Raw genomic sequence first — 15,625 nt, forward strand, 5'->3', positions numbered from 1 at the left:
CTCGCGCTCAGTCGAGACTGAGCGGACTCACGCGCCAGATATTGCGCGCATACTCGCCGATCGTTCGATCCGACGAGAACTGCCCCATCCCCGCGACGTTCTCGATCGCGCTTTCGGCCCACGCGTGCTTGTCGACGAAACGCGCATCCACTTCGTTCTGCGCCTTCGCGAACGCGTCGAAATCGGCGAGCACCATATAGTGATCGCCCCAGTCGACCAGCGTGTGAAAGATATCCGAGAAGCGCAGCGGATCGTCCGGCGAAAAGAAGCCCGTGCGAATCTGATCGAGCGCGGTGCGCAGTGCTTCGTTTTCCTCGTAAATCCGCCGCGGCCGATAGCCGCTTGCGCGCAGGTCGTCCACCTCGTCGGCGGAGTGACCGAAGATGAAGATGTTCTCGCGCCCCACCGCGTCGCAGATCTCGATGTTCGCGCCGTCCATCGTGCCGATCGTCAATGCGCCATTGAGCGCGAGCTTCATGTTGCCGGTGCCCGACGCCTCGGTGCCGGCCATCGAGATCTGCTCCGACAGATCGGCCGCCGGAATGATCAGCTCGGCCACGCTGACGCCGTAGTTCGGCACGAACACGACCTTCAGCCTGTCGCCGATCAGCGGATCATGATTGACCTTCTCGCTGACGTCGCCGATCAGCTTGATGATCGTCTTGGCCATCCGGTACGCGGACGCGGCTTTGCCCGCAAACAGCACGACGCGCGGCACCCAGTCGCGCTCCGGATTCGCGCGGATCTCGTTGTAGCGTACGATCACGTGCAGCAAGTTCAGCAACTGGCGCTTGTATTCGTGAATGCGCTTGACCTGCAGATCGAACAGCGCGTCCGGGTCGAAGTGCAGCTTCGTGTGATGCGCGAGCCGGTGCACGAGCCGCAGCTTGCTCTGTCGTTTGGCCTCGCGGAACGCTTCGACGAACTCGTCGTCCTTGCGCAGATTACGCAGCTGCTCGAGCTCGAACAGATTGCTGCGCCAGTGTGTGCCGATGCGCGCGTCGATCAGCGACGACAGCGACGGACTCGCCTGCGCGAGCCAGCGGCGCGGCGTGATGCCGTTGGTCACGTTGGTGAAGCGGTCCGGATAGATGCGCGCGAAGTCGGCGAAGATGTCGCGCGTCATCAGCTGCGAATGCAGCTTCGACACGCCGTTCACCTTGTGACTCGCGACGATCGCCAGATACGCCATGCGCACGCGCCGCTGCCCATATTCATCGACGAGCGAAATGCGGCGGATCATCTCGGCGTCGTGGCCCGAGTGCTCGCTGACGTGCTTCAGAAACTGTGCGTTGATTTCGAAGATGATCTCGAGATGCCGCGGCAGCAGGCGTGACAACATTTCGACATCCCATGTTTCGAGCGCCTCGGGCATCAGCGTGTGATTCGTGTACGAGAAGATCTGCGTCAGGTGTTTCCACGCCTTGTCCCACGGCACATGATGCTCGTCGACGAGCAGGCGCATCAGCTCGGGAATCGCGAGCACCGGGTGCGTGTCGTTCAGATGCACCGCGACCTTCTCCGAGAAGCGTCCGAACGTGCTGTGCGTGCGCTGATAGCGGCGGATCAGATCCTGCATCGTCGCCGACACGAAGAAGTACTCCTGGCGCAGCCGCAACTCGCGGCCCGCCGGCGTCGAATCGTCCGGATAGAGCAGCCGCGACACGTTCTCCGACATGTTCTTGGTGTCGACCGCGTTGCGGTAGTCGCCACGATTGAATGCGCCGAGGTCGAGTTCCTCGGTCGCGCGCGCGGACCATAGGCGCAGCGTGTTGGTCGCGTCGGTCGCGTAGCCGGGGATCACGGTGTCGTAGGCGGTCGCGTTCACATGCTCGGTGTCGATCCATTCGGTCTTGTCGCCGCGCTGCACGGTGCGGCCGCCGAAGTGCACCATGTACTTGATTTCGGGTCGCGGAAATTCCCATGGATTGCCGGCGCGCAGCCAATAGTCGGGCGCCTCGACCTGCTCGCCGTTGACGATTTCCTGACGGAACATGCCGTACTGGTAACGGATGCCGTAGCCGAAGCCCGGAATGCCGAGCGTCGCCATCGAGTCGAGAAAGCACGCCGCAAGCCGGCCGAGGCCGCCGTTGCCGAGCGCTGCGTCGGGTTCGAGATCGATCAGCGCGTCCATGTCGACGCCGAGGCTCGCGAGCGCCTCCTTCATCTGATCGTGAATGCCGAGCGCGAGTAGCGCGTTGGTAAAGGTCCTGCCGATCAGAAACTCCATCGACAGGTAGTAGACCCGCTTCACGTCCTGCTCGTATTGCAGGCGCGTGGTCTTCATCCAGCGCGCGACGAGCCGGTCGCGCACGGCCAGCGCGGCCGCGTGCAGCCAGTCGTGCGGGTGAGCGGTGACGGCGTCCTTGCCGACGCCGTACATCATGCGATTCGAAATTGAGCGCCGTAGCGCGTCGACGGTACTGTTGAGCTGGTCGAATTCCAGATCGACGGCTGTCATCGAAGCCTCCGGGAAGGTCGACATGGCAAACGCGAACCGCACGAGAGACGGACGGGAGGCGCGTGCCTGTCGGAGCGGTTTAAAAAAATAGAGTAGGACATTTTAGGGATCGCGCACACTGGCGCGCGAGCGGACGGTAACGCATACGGCGTGCCCGGCGAGCTCGCCCGCTGCCGCGCGACCGAGCCGCGGCGGGCGCCCGGACGCGGTGCAAAACCGCGTGGCAGCGGCACTCGGGGTGGGCATCGGCGCGCGTGAGTCGGGTGACGAAAGCGGGTTGGGGAAGGCAAACGCCCGAAGAATCTGCGAGCCGCACATCGATTATTTTTCCGATGCGTGACGAGCGGATGAAGCCCCGAATAGCCTGATTTTGCGATCGAATCGGGCGGCCCGTTCTGCCGGGCGGTTCTGTCGTATGCGTGTTGGATTTGACACGGGGCGTGTACCGATTCGGAGATGGCGGGCGGGATTGGCGGTTAGTTGCGTTTCATTGAGATCAAAGCGCCTCATCTTCTAGCCGCCTCCCCTGCCCGCCTCCCTGCACGATCGTGCCGTCTCTGCAACAATCGCGACGTTGCGCCGCACAAGCCGCCACGCCGATCCCCCGTGGACCGACCGCGCGCGCCTCACCCACGACGAAACCGCCGCCCGAGCGCGTCGCCTCTCCGGAAGCGACCGACAGCGGCATGCCCAACCCCGCGAGCCACGCCTTGTCCGATAAGCTCAGCCCCGCCGTCGGCGTCCCCACGCCGACTCTCCCCGCCGACGGCCCGATGTCGGCCGCCAACCGCCGCGCGATGGCCGCGATCATGCTCGCCGTCGCGCTCGCCACGCTCGATACCGCGATCGCCAACACCGCGCTGCCCGCGATCGCCGGCGACCTGCACGCGGCGCCGGCCGCCTCGGTCTGGATCATCAACGCATATCAGCTCGCGATGGTCGCGACGCTGCTGCCGCTCGCCGCGCTCGGCGACATCGTCGGACATCGGCGCATCTATATCGGCGGCATCGCGCTGTTCACGCTGAGCTCGCTCGGCTGTGCGATGGCGCCGACGCTGCCGCTGCTCGCCGCCGCGCGCATCGTGCAGGGCTTGGGCGCCAGCGCGATCATGAGCGTCAACACCGCGCTGATCCGCTATCTGTACCCGCCGCATCGGCTCGGTCGCGGGCTTGGCACCAATGCGCTGATCGTCGGTGTGTCGTTCGCGGTCGGGCCGACGGTGGCGTCGTTGATTCTGTCGGTCGCGACCTGGCCGTGGCTGTTCGCGGTCAACGTGCCGCTCGGTGTACTCGCGCTGAGCTTCGCGATGCCGGCGCTGCCGCATACCGCGCAGAGCCGACACCCGCTCGATCCGGTGGCGGCGCTGCTCAACGTGGTCACGTTCGCCGCGCTGATCTTCGCGCTCGGCGAGGCGGCGCAACGCGCGTCGCTGCAGATCGTGCTCAGCGCCGCGGCGCTCGCCGGCGTGTTCGGGCTGCTGCTGATCCGCCGCGAGGCGGGCCACCCCGCGCCGATGCTGCCTGTCGATCTGTTCAAGCGGCCGGTGTTCGCGCTGTCGGCGGTGACGGCCGTGTGCTCGTTCGCCGCGCAGGGTCTCGCGTTCGTGTCGCTGCCGTTCTATTTCGAGGACGTGCTGCTGCGCAGCCAGGTCGAAACCGGCTTCCTGATGACGCCGTGGCCCGTCGTGGTCGCGCTCGCCGCGCCGCTCGCGGGCGGCCTGTCGGACCGCTACCCGCCGGGGCTGCTCGGCGCGATCGGGCTCGCGGTGTTGTCGGCGGGGATGGCCTCGCTGGCGATGCTGCCCGCCCATCCGCACGTGCTCGACATCGGCATCCGTATGGCGATCTGCGGCGCGGGTTTCGGCTTTTTCCAGTCGCCGAACCTGAAGGCGCTGATGGCGAGCGCGCCGCCGGAGCGCAGCGGCGGCGCGAGCGGCATCGTGGCGACCGCGCGGCTGCTCGGACAGGCGACCGGCGCGGCGCTGGTCGCGCTGTGCTTCGGCATTGCCGGCCGCCAGCATGGGCCGACGCTCGCGCTCGGCCTCGGCGCGTTCTTCGCCGGCGCGGCGAGCCTGGCGAGCGGCTTGCGGCTGCTCGCGCCGTCGCATCGCGCGGGCGTGCAGGCGAAGGCGGCGGTCAAGTGAGATATGCGCCGGACGGCGCGTGAGGCGGGGATGAAGCCTGAATGAAGCGCGTCTCGAACGAGCGCGCGCGAGTTGGAGCCAGTGCGGGAAGACGAGGCGGCAACCGCGCGAGCCGCCTCGCTTGCGACCCATGCGGCGCGATCAACGTGCCGCGAAATACGCCTTCACCGCGGCAACGAACGTGTCGATATCGTCGCGCGACACATCCATGTGCGTGACGAAGCGCGACGCATACAGCATCTGCGTGAGGATGCCGCGCTCCTTGAGCCACGCCTCGAGCGGCGCGCAATGCTGCTGCGGAAACTGCGCGAACACCATGTTCGTCGCGACCGACTGCACCTTCACCTGCTCGATCGTCTCCAGCCCCGCCGCCAGATGCGCGGCGTTCGCGTGGTCATCGGCGAGCCGCTCGACGTTGTGATCGAGCGCGTACAGGCACGCCGCCGCGAGCACGCCAGCCTGGCGCATGCCGCCGCCGAGCACCTTGCGCCAGCGATGCGCGACGTCGATCAGCGCGCGGCTGCCGACCAGCACCGAGCCGACCGGCGCGCCCAGTCCCTTCGAAAAACAGATCGACACCGAATCGAACGGCTCGGCCAGCGCCGCGACCGGCTTGCCCGCCGCGACCGCCGCGTTGAACACGCGCGCGCCGTCGAGGTGGGTGGCGAGGCCGCGCTCGCGCGCGAGCCGCGTCGCATCGGCGACGTACTGCGCCGGCAGCACCTTGCCGCCGATCGTGTTTTCCAGCGCGAGCAACCGCGTGCGCGCGAAGTGATCGTCGATCGGCTTGATCGCGGCGGCGATCTTGTCGAGCGGGATCGAGCCGTCGGCGGCGTTTTCGAGCGGTTGGGGCTGGATGCTGCCGAGCACGGCCGCGCCGCCGCCCTCGTATTTGTAGGTGTGCGCGAGCTGGCCGACGATGTATTCGTCGCCGCGCGCGCAGTGCGCCATCAACGCGGCGAGGTTGCTTTGCGTGCCGCTCGGGAAGAACAGCCCCGCTTCCTTGCCGGTGCGCTCGGCCAGCGTGGCCTGCAGACGCAGGACGGTGGGGTCGTCGCCCCAGACGTCGTCGCCGACTTCGGCCGCCGACATCGCCGCGAGCATCGGCGGAGTCGGACGGGTAACGGTATCGCTGCGCAAATCGATCATTGTGTGTCCCTGTGCGTCCATGAATGACAGCCTACGGCAACCGGCCGCCCGTGCATTCCGGAAGGAACGCGCGCGCCGGCAAACGAGCCATACAGTGTATTCAATTCAGACGACGCTGAAAATCGGCGCATCCCCGAGAAGCGCGCCGATCCGGCTGCGATGAGCCAACAGTCGCGACGGGGACGCTCAGCCGCCAGGCTTCGGCAACCACTGGAGCGGATCGACCGGCTGGCCGTTCTCGCGCACTTCGAACTGGATCGACGCGACGCCGCGGCTATCGACACCGACCTCGCCGATCGTCTGCCCTTGCGCCACCGCGTCGCCTTCCTTGACGAGTAGCTGGCTGTTCTGGCCGTACGCGGTGATCAGCGAATCGTTGTGCTTGATGATGATGAGCGGGCCGTAGGCTTCGATGCCGGTGCCCGCGTACACCACGCGGCCGGTCGCCGCGGCCTTGACCGGATCACCGGGTTGGCCGCCGATCACGATGCCGTTGGATTTGCCCGGCGCGAACGCGCGCAGGATCGGTCCGCGCAATGGCCATTGCAGCACGCCCTGCTGCGGCACGGCGGCAGGGGCCGGCGCACCGGGTACGGCGCCCGGCGGCACGTTCGCCGTCGCGCCCGGCGCGGCTGGCGCACCCGGCGCCACCGCGACCGGCGGCGTGACCACGCTGCCCGAGGCCATCGGCGGTGAAACGCGCAGCACCTGGCCGGGCGCGACCGCCGCGTTGACCGGCAAGCCGTTCCAGGCCGCGATTTCCTGCGGCCTTCGTCCATAGGCCGAAGCGATGCCGGACAGCGTATCGCCCGGATTGACGCGATAGTAGCCGGCGGGCACCGGGACGGTCGCGAGGCTGGTCGTGCTCGACGGCGCGTTGCTGTAAAACGGCGTGCTTTCCCACGGCATCGTCGTGCAGCCGGCGATCGCCACGCCGAGCGCCGCCGCCATCAGCAGGCGGATCGCCGTCGGTTGCCATTGTTGTGTCATCTGCTTTTCCTCGACCTGTGTCTCAATCCGATTCAATCGACGCCGCAGCAATTGCCGTGCCGTCACGCTTGCACACGGTCGCGGTTGTCCGCTGCCGCCTGGATATCGTGCGCGACCGCCACACACGCGCCGTCAAACTGCCGTGTTCTTCAGACGCTGCCCTGCTTTTCGACGACGAGCACGCGTGCCGCGCCCAGCGGATGCGCGACATGCTCGGTGCCGACCGACGCATGGAACACGTCGCCGGTTTCGAGCACTGTCGTGCGTTCGACGCCGTCTTCGCGATAGCGCATTTCGACGCGGCCGTCGAGCACGGCGAATACCTCCTCGCCGTCGTTCACGTGCCACTTGTACGGCTGGTCGGTCCAATGCAGACGCGTGGTGACGCCGTTCATGTTCGCGATGTCGAGCGCGCCCCAGGCACGCGACGCGGTGAAGCTTCTGCTGCGGATGATGTTCATGGTCGATGAGCAATTGGCAAGCGCGCAAGCCCGGCGGGCGGCGCCGTGCGCCCACGGCGTCGGCGCTCGCGCGGCTGGCCCTATTATAGGTCGCGTGGCCCGCGCGTCTGGGCGAGCAAGCCGCCACGGTCGTTCCGTCCGATCATTGCAGGCGATCGACCATCGCCTATACTCAGTCAAGCCGCGCGGAGCAGCTCACGACAATGTTGGGATTCTGGGAGGAATCGAGCATGAACAAAGCCACCTTTCTGGCCGTGCAACTCAACGTCGACGATGTGGCGGCGTCTGCCGGCCTCGTCGAACTGCTGAACACGCATCTGATCTTCGCCGCCGAAGTTGCCGAGGCCGCCGATGCGCTCGTGCAACTGGCGAGCATCGCGAGACTGTCGAGCGGGGTCGAGGCGAGCGTCGAACTGCCGGCGGTGGCGCTCGAACGGCTGCGCGAGGCGCTCGACAACCTGAGCGACTACGACGAATCGTGGCTGCTCGCGCTGGAGCCGAGCCGCGCGCTGTTCGATGACATCGGCCGGCGGCAGCGAACGCTGCATTGACGGGAACGTCGCAGCACGGCGCCGTAAACGACAAAACGCCATCCGATCGAACCGGATGGCGTTTTTTCTTGCCCGCCGCGTTCGCGCTATTCCACGAAGCGGCGTCTACAGCGCACAACAACTACTCACTATATCTGCGGACTTCTACTGCGATTAGTTGCCGAAGTACACCGAGTCACGGTTGGCCTTCGCCGGAATGACAGCGTGGCCAGCTTGCGACGTGCCGGCGGCCGGAGCGCCGTAGCCGCTGGTGTCTGCGGGGTTGGCCGCGATGGCCGTGCCGCGCTGCGCATCGACGCGTGCTTGCGCTGCCTGGATGTCGGCCGGGTAGTTCACGTCGCTGGCGCTCGGCTTGTAGCCGGCCTTTTCGAGTTGAATCATTTCAGCGCGAACCTGAGCACGGGTCACCGGCTGACTCGCTTGAGCGAACGACGCGACCGGAACAACGAGGGCGGCGGCGATAGCAACAGCGGAAATCAGGGTCTTCATGATTAACCTCCAAAGGACTTGTTGTGTGGCGCGCTTCGGGTTTCTGCTTATCCCTCAGCGATTGAAAACAAGTTTAGAGGTGTCTCGATCTAGGGTAAACCCTTAAACCAGTGAAACTCTATTGCTGCCGTCGCAATAATCATTTGGCATTCTTTAAAGTCCGCGTTTAACCCGCGAGACATTTGGTAATAATGCGGCGTTTCCTTGTTGATCCAAACGGAGCAACGGCCCGGCGCGCCCTGTCACCATGGCGCGCCGGGCCGTTTTTTCAACCGCTCAGCTCCACTGCGCGTGGAAGCTGCCCGGCTTGTCGATGCGTTCGAACGTATGCGCGCCGAAGAAGTCGCGCTGCGCTTGCACGAGGTTCGCGGGCAGACGCTCCGAGCGGTAGGCGTCGAAATACGCGATCGCCGACGCGAATGCCGGCACCGGCACACCCGCGTTGACCGCGGCCACCACGACTTCGCGCAGCGCCGCCTGGTAGTTCTTCGCGATGTCGCGGAAGTACGGGTCGAGCAGCAGGTTCGCGAGCGCCTTGTCCTTCGAATAGGCGTCGGTGATCTTCTGCAGGAAGCGCGCGCGGATGATGCAGCCCGCGCGGAAAATCTTCGCGATCGTCCCGTAGTCGAGATCCCAGTTGTACTCTTCCGACGCGGCGCGCAACTGCGCGAAGCCCTGCGCGTACGAGATCACCTTGCTGAAGTACAACGCGCGACGCACCGATTCGATGAACGCGTCCTTCGCGCCTTCGAGCGGCCTCGCCTGCGGACCTTCCAGCAGCTTGCTCGCGGCCACGCGCTGCGTCTTCAGCGACGACAGCACGCGCGCGAACACCGCCTCGGTGATCAGCGGCAACGGCGCGCCGAGGTCCAGCGCGTTCTGGCTGGTCCACTTGCCGGTGCCCTTCTGCGCGGCACGGTCGAGAATCACGTCGACGAGGTCCTTGCCGGTTTCGTCGTCCTTCTTGCCGAAGATCTTCGACGTGATTTCGATCAGATAGCTGTCGAGCTCGCCCTGGTTCCACTCGGTATAGACCTTGCCGAGTTCCTCGTTCGACAATCCGACGACCTGCTTCAACACCGCGTAGCTTTCGGCGATCAGCTGCATGTCGCCGTACTCGATGCCGTTGTGCACCATCTTCACGAAGTGGCCCGCGCCGTCCGGTCCCATGTACGCGACGCAGGGCTCGCCGTCCGGCGCCTTCGCGGCGATCTCGGTGAGGATCGGCGCGACGAGGTCGTACGCGTCGCGCGGACCGCCCGGCATGATCGACGGGCCTTTCAGCGCGCCTTCCTCGCCGCCCGAGACGCCGGTGCCGATGAAATGCAGACCCGCCTTCGCGAGTTCCTGGTTGCGGCGGATCGTGTCGGTGAAAGGCGTGTTGCCGCCGTCGATCAGGATGTCGCCTTTTTCGAGCAGCGGCTTGAGCGAGGCAATGGTCGCGTCGGTCGGCTCACCGGCCTTGACCATCATCAGAATGCGGCGCGGCTTTTCGAGCGAGTCGACGAACTCTTCCAGCGTGAAAGCCGGCACCAGTTTGCGGTCCGGAAATTCGGCGATGAGTTCGTCGGTTTTCGCGCGGCTACGGTTGTAGACCGACACCGCGTGGCCGCGGCTCTCGATGTTGAGCGCCAGATTGCGGCCCATGACCGCCAGCCCCACCACGCCGATTGCCTGTTTGCCCATTTGAATTCTCCAGAGTCCAAAAAAATGTCGTGGCGCCGCGCCATGAGAACGGCGGCGCGGCGTCGAGGGTGAAAGGATAAAAGAAATGCGCGCTTGCCGCTTGGGAGGGGGCAAGCCGCCAGTTGCTCGTGCTCCTGTCGTGCTCATGTTTGCGCGTGACGACAGGTATTGTGCGCGCGTCGGCGTTTGCGCGGCGGGTTCGGTTTGGGATCGCACCGAGGTTTGGCGCAAGGCGTGGACGAATGCGCGGCCCGTCGGTGCCCCCGCTACCCTGCCCGCTTCGTGAACACCAGGCTGAAGTTGTTCGCGGGCATCGCGACCACCCGTTCGCAGGTGAGCCCCGCCGTGTCGCCGAGCGCGACGACCGCTTCCATATCGCGCACGCCCCATTCGGGATCGCGGCTCTTCAACCATTGATCGAACGCTTCGTTGCTCGGCGCCGTGTGCGCGCCGCCGCGCCGGTAAGGGCCGTATAGATAGAGCACGCCGCCGTCGACGAGGCGCCGCCCGGCGCCGTCGAAAAGTGCCTGCGCCGCGCTCCACGGCGAGATGTGGATCATGTTGATGCAGACGACGGCGTCGAGCGCATCGACGCCCCAGTCCGGCTGATGCACGTCGAGCGCGAGCGGCGCGCGCAGGTTCGCGAGCCCCGCCTGCGCGGTCCACGCGGCAATCGACTCGCGCGCCTGCGCATCGGCATCGCTCGGCTGCCAGTCGAGACCGGGCAGCGCGCCGGCGAAGCAGATCGCGTGCTCACCGGTGCCGCTCGCGATTTCGAGCACGCGGCCGCTCGCCGGCAGCGCCTCGCGCAGCACGGCGAGGATCGGTTCGCGATTGCGTTCGGCGGATGGCGAATGTTGCCGGGAGTCGGTCATCGTCGGCTCTGGTGTTCCTCAGGTTTTGACGGTGATCCACGGGATCTACTCATTCTCAATCGCCAGCCAGCAGACCGGCGAGCGCGCTCAAGGTATCGCCGCACGGCGCGGCCACCTTCAGCGACAGCAGCGGATCGGCGCGCGTGCGGCCGAGGTTGATCGCCGCGATCGGCTTGCCCTGGCGCTGCGCCCACACGCAGAAGCGGTAGCCGGAATACACCATCAGCGACGAGCCGGCCACGAGCACGGCGTCGGCCGCATCGAGCGCATGCGACGCCGCTTCGACGCGCGCCTTCGGCACGTTCTCGCCGAAGAACACCACCGACGGCTTCAGCAACCCGCCGCAGTTCGCGCATGCCGGCACGCGAAAACCGCCGAGATCGTGCCACTCGAGGTGCGCGTCGCCATCGGCGGCGGCTTCGGCCGTGACGTCGAGCAGAGCGGGGTTGTCGGCTTCGAGCGTCTGCTGGATCGCCGCGCGCGAGTGCTGCATGCCGCAGTCGAGACAACTGACGCCGTCGATGCCGCCATGCAGCTCGATCACGTCGCGGCTGCCCGCGCGCTGATGCAAGCCGTCGACGTTCTGCGTGACCAGCGTCGGCACGTGACCGGCCGCTTCGAGCCGCGCGAGCGCGACATGCGCGGCATTCGGCTGCGCGCGCGCGACGAGCGGCCAGCCGACCATGCTGCGCGCCCAGTAGCGCTGACGCATCGCCGGCGTGCCAAGGAACTCCTGCAGCGTGATCGGCGGCGAGCGCTTCCATGCGCCGTTGTCGTCCCGGTAGCCGGGGATGCCGGAGTCAGTGCTGATGCCCGCGCCGGTCAGCACGAACAGGCGCGGATGACGCTGCACGAAGCGGTGCAGATCGTCGAGCGTGTGCGGATCGGTGAGAGATTCGGTCGGCGTGAGCTGAAGGTCGGTCATAACGGGGACGGTGGACGATCGTGCGCGAATTCGTGCGCGAATCAGCGGCGAGGGCTCGGTTTGCCGCGCGCGGGTGTCGAGCGACGCGCGTCGGCTTGCGGTTTCGACTTCGCGCCCTGCGTGTCCGGTCGCCGCGCTGGCCGCGCCTTCTGCGCCTGCCGCTTGTGCCACGCAGCCAGCGCGAGCTCGTAGCGCTCCAGCGCTTCATCGTAGAGATCGAATACACACTGCGTGCAGCCGCTATGACAGCAGTCGTCGAGATCGGGCCGCACGGGCGGCTGCGGCGGCGGGTCGTCGCTGGGTGTGGCGCGGGGCACGGCGGCTTGCTTTGCGTGGAAAGACGGCGGAGCGCCCAGTATAAGTTGAACGCGCGCGCCCCGCTCCGCGCCCCGGCGTTGTGAGCCGGTGCTGCGCGCCGCTCAGCCGCGCCCGACGAACGGCATCTTGCTCGCCATGATCGTCATGAACTGCACGTTCGCCGACAGCGGCAGGCTCGCCATATGCAGCACCGCGTCGGCGACGTGCTGCACGTCCATCAGCGGCTCGACCGCGATCTCGCCGTTCGCTTGCGGCACGCCGCGCGCCATTCGCGCGGCCATCTCGGTCCCCGCGTTGCCGATGTCGATCTGACCGCACGCGATGTCGTATTTGCGGCCGTCGAGCGACACCGCCTTCGTGAGTCCGGTAATCGCGTGCTTGGTCGCCGTGTACGCGGCGCTGTTCGGACGCGGCGCATGCGCGGAGATCGAGCCGTTGTTGATGATGCGGCCACCGCGCGGGTTCTGCGTCTTCATCAGGCCGAACGCCGCGCGCGTGCACAGGAACACGCCGTTCAGATTGGTATCGACGATGGAACGCCATTCGTCGATGCTCACTTCGTCGAGATCGACGGGCGAGCCGTTGCGTCCCGCGTTGTTGAACAGCAGGTCGAGTCGGCCGAAGCGCGCGCGGATCGTGTCGAAAAGCGCGGCGACGCTGTCGGCGTCGGTCACGTCGCAGGCAACCGCGAGCGCGTCGCCGCGCAGCGCCCGCGCTTCCTGCGCGACCGCATCGAGCGCGGCCTGGCGGCGGCCGGCGAGCACCACGCTATAGCCGTGCTGCGCGAGCGTCAGTGCGCACGCGCGGCCGATGCCGCTGCCCGCGCCCGTCACCAGCGCCACTTTTCCGTTTCCTGTTTCCGACATCACGCATCTCCTGTTGTGTTGGGTAGCGACGCGAGCTTGTTGCGGCAATCGGTCCAATCGCCATCGACACGCGCGACTCTTTTCGCCCCGCACCATACAACAGCGAATCGGCGATCGCAAACCGCGCGACGTCTTTCAGCGCGCTTTCACCGGATACGTGGCCGCCGAACGGCACGTCGACGAGCGCAACAGTGGTATCGTTCGCGGCTGCGCATCGCGCAAGATTCACGGCCTTCCCGGGACGGAGGAAGGCGTACTGGAAGCACGTTCGATGAATGAATGCCCGAACCCGCCGCGCCGCTGGCCGCGTAGCCGCAACTCCGCACTGCTGAACGGCACGATCGGCTGGCACGTGATCGTGCTGATCGGCGTGGCTGTCGCACCGGCCGCGTGGCCATGGTGGCTCGCCGCGATCGTCGCGAATCACGCGCTGTTCACGATCGCCGGACTATTGCCGCGCACCACCCTGCTCGGGCCCAACTGGACCCGCCTGCCCGCGAACCCCCGCAACGCGGATGCAATCGCGCTGACCATCGACGACGGTCCCGATCCCGTCGTCACGCCGCAAGTGCTCGATCTGCTCGACGCGTTCGACGTGCGCGCGACGTTCTTCTGCATCGGCGCGAAGGTGGAGCGTTATCCGCAACTCGCGCGCGAGATCGTCGCGCGTGGGCATGGGCTCGAAAATCACTCGCAGGTGCACGTGCATACGTTTTCGGTCACGTTTCCGCGCGCGTTGACGCGCGAGATCGCCGCCGCGCAACGCACGCTCGAAACCGTCAGCGGCGCGCGGCCGATGTTTTTCCGCGCGCCCGCCGGCCTGCGCAACCTCTTCCTGGAGCCGGTGCTGCGCAAGCTCGATCTGCGTCTCGCGGCCTGGACACGGCGCGGCTACGATACGCGCGAGCGTGACCCTCACGTGGTTGCGCGGCGGCTGCTCGATGGTCTCGCCGCGCGCGACATCCTGTTGCTGCACGATGGCAACGCCGCGCTGACGATCGAAGGCCAGCCGCTGATTCTCGCGGTGCTGCCGAGCGTGATCGAAGCGGCACGCGAGCGCCATCTGCGTTTCGTCACGCTGCACGAAGCGCGCGCCGATGCGTGACGGTGCGCGTGAAGTGACACCACGCGCACGCAACGCTACACACGGAAATCCGCCGCCATGTCCTCGTCGGTGCGCGCTTCGAGCTTGCCGTCGCGGCACGCTTTGATGAACACGTCGTAGTCGCGCTCGACCTGATCCGCGTAGGCGCTCGCGTAGCCACTCAGCGCTTCGCCGAACTGATCGCCGCGGCCGATGTACGCGCTGATCTCGATCGCCTGGCCGCTCGCCTTCGCATGCGCGCGCGCCATGATCCAGCCACATAGCCGCGCATAGCCGTCGAGCAGATCGCTGTCGAACAGCTCGATATTCGCGGACAGCTTCATGTCGCGCAGCTGGCGGAAATAGAAATGCCGCCCGAGCGGCCCGGTCCCCCAGCCGAGGAAGACGTCGCTCGCGGCCTGCAGCAGCCGCTGTCCTTGCACGACGCGCTCGCCCTGATGCGTGACCGCCGGCGACTTGTAGAACTGCGCGATGACCGACGGCCGCGCCTCCTTCAATTGCAGGAACAACGGCTTGCCCATGTGATCGACGAGCAGCACGACCAGACAACGCGTGCCGACGCTGCCGACGCCGACCGCCTTGAACACGACGTCGTGCCTCGTGAACTGATCCAGCAGTTCGCGCCGATCGTGCGACATCGTCTTGCGGTACTCGTCCCACACTTGCTCGACCATCTTGTCGACGTTGCCGGTCCGGTAGGTTTCGGTTTCCTCGGCCGTCAACAACGTGTTCGCACCGTGCACGTGAAACAGCGCGGGCGGCGCATCGTGGATGGTCCACCGATTGCCGTCGAACGAGGCCATTTTTTCGAGCAGGCTTTCATGCGTGCGGCTCGCGGCCTTCTCCATGCCGCGCCGCACCGCGCGCCGGCGCTCGGGCGTCAGTGCGATCTCGGCCATGCGGTCGAACGTGATGCGGTCGTACCACAGCTCGAGCGCACCGAACTGCGCGTATTGCGCGACGCGATCGCGATACGAGCCGACCGCGCTCATCACCAGACTCTCGGCGGTGCCGCGGCTTAGGCGCATCTGGCGCGCGGCCATGACGAGGCTCGCGCACAGGCGTTTCAGGTCCCATTCGAACGGGCCGATCGAGACTTCATCGAAGTCGCTCAGGTCGAAGACCAGTTGCCGCTCGGGCGTGGCGAAGCCGCCGAAATTCATCAGATGGCCGTCGCCGCAGATCGGCATGGTGAGGCCGGTGTCGTGCACCTTGCTCAGATCGTGCGCCTGCAGAATCGCGCTGCCTCGAAAGAACGAGAACGGCGAGGCAGCCATGCGCCCATAGCGCAGCGGCACCAGATTCTCGACGCGCTCCGCGCTGCTCTGTTTCAGCAACTCGATCGAATCGCGGTGCAACTCGCCGACCGCCCGGTGACTCGAGCGTTTCGAATGCTCGCGCGCGGCGCGGCCGCGCGCTTCCCGTTCGGCAATGGTGCTGGCTTTCATGCTTTCTCTCCGTTTGGCGAGTCTTGAGCCGGCGCTGACAGAGACTGCTTGCCGCGCACGGCGTCGTTAACATCGAGGGCTGCAGCCGCGATCATAACGGGTCGAAACACACGATGAATCGCCGCCTGTGAGCGCGGCGCTTGCAGCCGTGGCGGCG

General features: G+C 66.5%; 14 protein-coding genes. 3 read left to right on the forward strand and 11 right to left on the reverse strand.

The window, feature by feature from the left end; all coding sequences use genetic code 11:
* Nucleotides 1-7: 7 nt before the first annotated feature.
* On the reverse strand, nucleotides 8-2,461 hold the full coding sequence (locus OKW35_RS45400) for a glycogen/starch/alpha-glucan phosphorylase (protein ID WP_187613623.1): 2,454 nt from the start codon (nucleotides 2,459-2,461) through the stop codon (nucleotides 8-10).
* Between the two features lie 773 nt (nucleotides 2,462-3,234).
* On the opposite strand from OKW35_RS45400, the gene OKW35_RS45405 reads away from it, so the two are divergent.
* Nucleotides 3,235-4,605 (forward strand): MFS transporter, encoded by a 1,371-nt coding sequence (locus tag OKW35_RS45405; RefSeq protein WP_184072591.1) that lies wholly within the window; start codon nucleotides 3,235-3,237, stop codon nucleotides 4,603-4,605.
* Nucleotides 4,606-4,746: 141 nt separating this feature from the next.
* Here OKW35_RS45405 and ltaE read toward each other — a convergent pair whose 3' ends face one another.
* The 3 genes from ltaE to OKW35_RS45420 all read right to left on the reverse strand — a co-directional run bounded on the left by ltaE (nucleotide 4,747) and on the right by OKW35_RS45420 (nucleotide 7,205).
* The gene (ltaE, locus tag OKW35_RS45410) at nucleotides 4,747-5,754 is read right to left on the reverse strand and encodes a low-specificity L-threonine aldolase (RefSeq protein WP_184060545.1); all 1,008 of its coding nucleotides are present in this window, start codon (nucleotides 5,752-5,754) and stop codon (nucleotides 4,747-4,749) included.
* 186 nt (nucleotides 5,755-5,940) lie between these two features.
* Nucleotides 5,941-6,744 carry a peptidoglycan DD-metalloendopeptidase family protein gene (locus tag OKW35_RS45415; protein WP_184037114.1) on the reverse strand — a complete coding sequence of 268 codons (804 nt, stop codon included), beginning with the start codon at nucleotides 6,742-6,744 and terminating at the stop codon, nucleotides 5,941-5,943.
* A 149-nt stretch (nucleotides 6,745-6,893) separates the two neighbouring features.
* Nucleotides 6,894-7,205 carry a cupin domain-containing protein gene (locus OKW35_RS45420; RefSeq protein WP_429555481.1) on the reverse strand — a complete coding sequence of 104 codons (312 nt, stop codon included), beginning with the start codon at nucleotides 7,203-7,205 and terminating at the stop codon, nucleotides 6,894-6,896.
* Nucleotides 7,206-7,435: 230 nt separating this feature from the next.
* On the opposite strand from OKW35_RS45420, the gene OKW35_RS45425 reads away from it, so the two are divergent.
* Nucleotides 7,436-7,756, forward strand: a complete 321-nt coding sequence (locus tag OKW35_RS45425) for a hypothetical protein (RefSeq protein ID WP_090809379.1) — start codon at nucleotides 7,436-7,438, stop codon at nucleotides 7,754-7,756.
* 153 nt (nucleotides 7,757-7,909) lie between these two features.
* On the opposite strand, the gene OKW35_RS45430 is transcribed toward OKW35_RS45425, so the two are convergent.
* The 6 genes from OKW35_RS45430 to OKW35_RS45455 form a co-directional block, all read right to left on the reverse strand.
* A complete protein-coding gene (locus OKW35_RS45430; RefSeq protein WP_429555482.1) occupies nucleotides 7,910-8,245 on the reverse strand; it encodes a DUF4148 domain-containing protein in 336 nt (111 codons plus the stop codon).
* A 276-nt stretch (nucleotides 8,246-8,521) separates the two neighbouring features.
* Nucleotides 8,522-9,931, reverse strand: a complete 1,410-nt coding sequence (gndA, locus tag OKW35_RS45435) for an NADP-dependent phosphogluconate dehydrogenase (protein ID WP_429403522.1) — start codon at nucleotides 9,929-9,931, stop codon at nucleotides 8,522-8,524.
* A 266-nt stretch (nucleotides 9,932-10,197) separates the two neighbouring features.
* Nucleotides 10,198-10,806 (reverse strand): DUF938 domain-containing protein, encoded by a 609-nt coding sequence (locus OKW35_RS45440; protein ID WP_429555483.1) that lies wholly within the window; start codon nucleotides 10,804-10,806, stop codon nucleotides 10,198-10,200.
* Nucleotides 10,807-10,861: 55 nt separating this feature from the next.
* Nucleotides 10,862-11,731 (reverse strand): NAD-dependent protein deacetylase, encoded by an 870-nt coding sequence (locus OKW35_RS45445; protein ID WP_429334235.1) that lies wholly within the window; start codon nucleotides 11,729-11,731, stop codon nucleotides 10,862-10,864.
* A gap of 41 nt (nucleotides 11,732-11,772) precedes the next feature.
* A complete protein-coding gene (locus OKW35_RS45450; RefSeq protein WP_429555484.1) occupies nucleotides 11,773-12,048 on the reverse strand; it encodes an oxidoreductase-like domain-containing protein in 276 nt (91 codons plus the stop codon).
* A 102-nt stretch (nucleotides 12,049-12,150) separates the two neighbouring features.
* On the reverse strand, nucleotides 12,151-12,915 hold the full coding sequence (locus OKW35_RS45455; RefSeq protein ID WP_429555485.1) for an SDR family oxidoreductase: 765 nt from the start codon (nucleotides 12,913-12,915) through the stop codon (nucleotides 12,151-12,153).
* A 271-nt stretch (nucleotides 12,916-13,186) separates the two neighbouring features.
* On the opposite strand from OKW35_RS45455, the gene OKW35_RS45460 reads away from it, so the two are divergent.
* Complete coding sequence (locus tag OKW35_RS45460; protein ID WP_429493534.1) at nucleotides 13,187-14,020, forward strand: polysaccharide deacetylase family protein; 834 nt, start codon at nucleotides 13,187-13,189, stop codon at nucleotides 14,018-14,020.
* A 35-nt stretch (nucleotides 14,021-14,055) separates the two neighbouring features.
* On the opposite strand, the gene OKW35_RS45465 is transcribed toward OKW35_RS45460, so the two are convergent.
* The gene (locus OKW35_RS45465; protein ID WP_429493533.1) at nucleotides 14,056-15,468 is read right to left on the reverse strand and encodes a DUF2252 domain-containing protein; all 1,413 of its coding nucleotides are present in this window, start codon (nucleotides 15,466-15,468) and stop codon (nucleotides 14,056-14,058) included.
* Nucleotides 15,469-15,625 lie beyond the last annotated feature (157 nt).

The organism is Paraburkholderia sp. MM5477-R1 (assembly GCF_050436385.1).
In the GTDB taxonomy this organism is placed as follows: domain Bacteria; phylum Pseudomonadota; class Gammaproteobacteria; order Burkholderiales; family Burkholderiaceae; genus Paraburkholderia; species Paraburkholderia tuberum.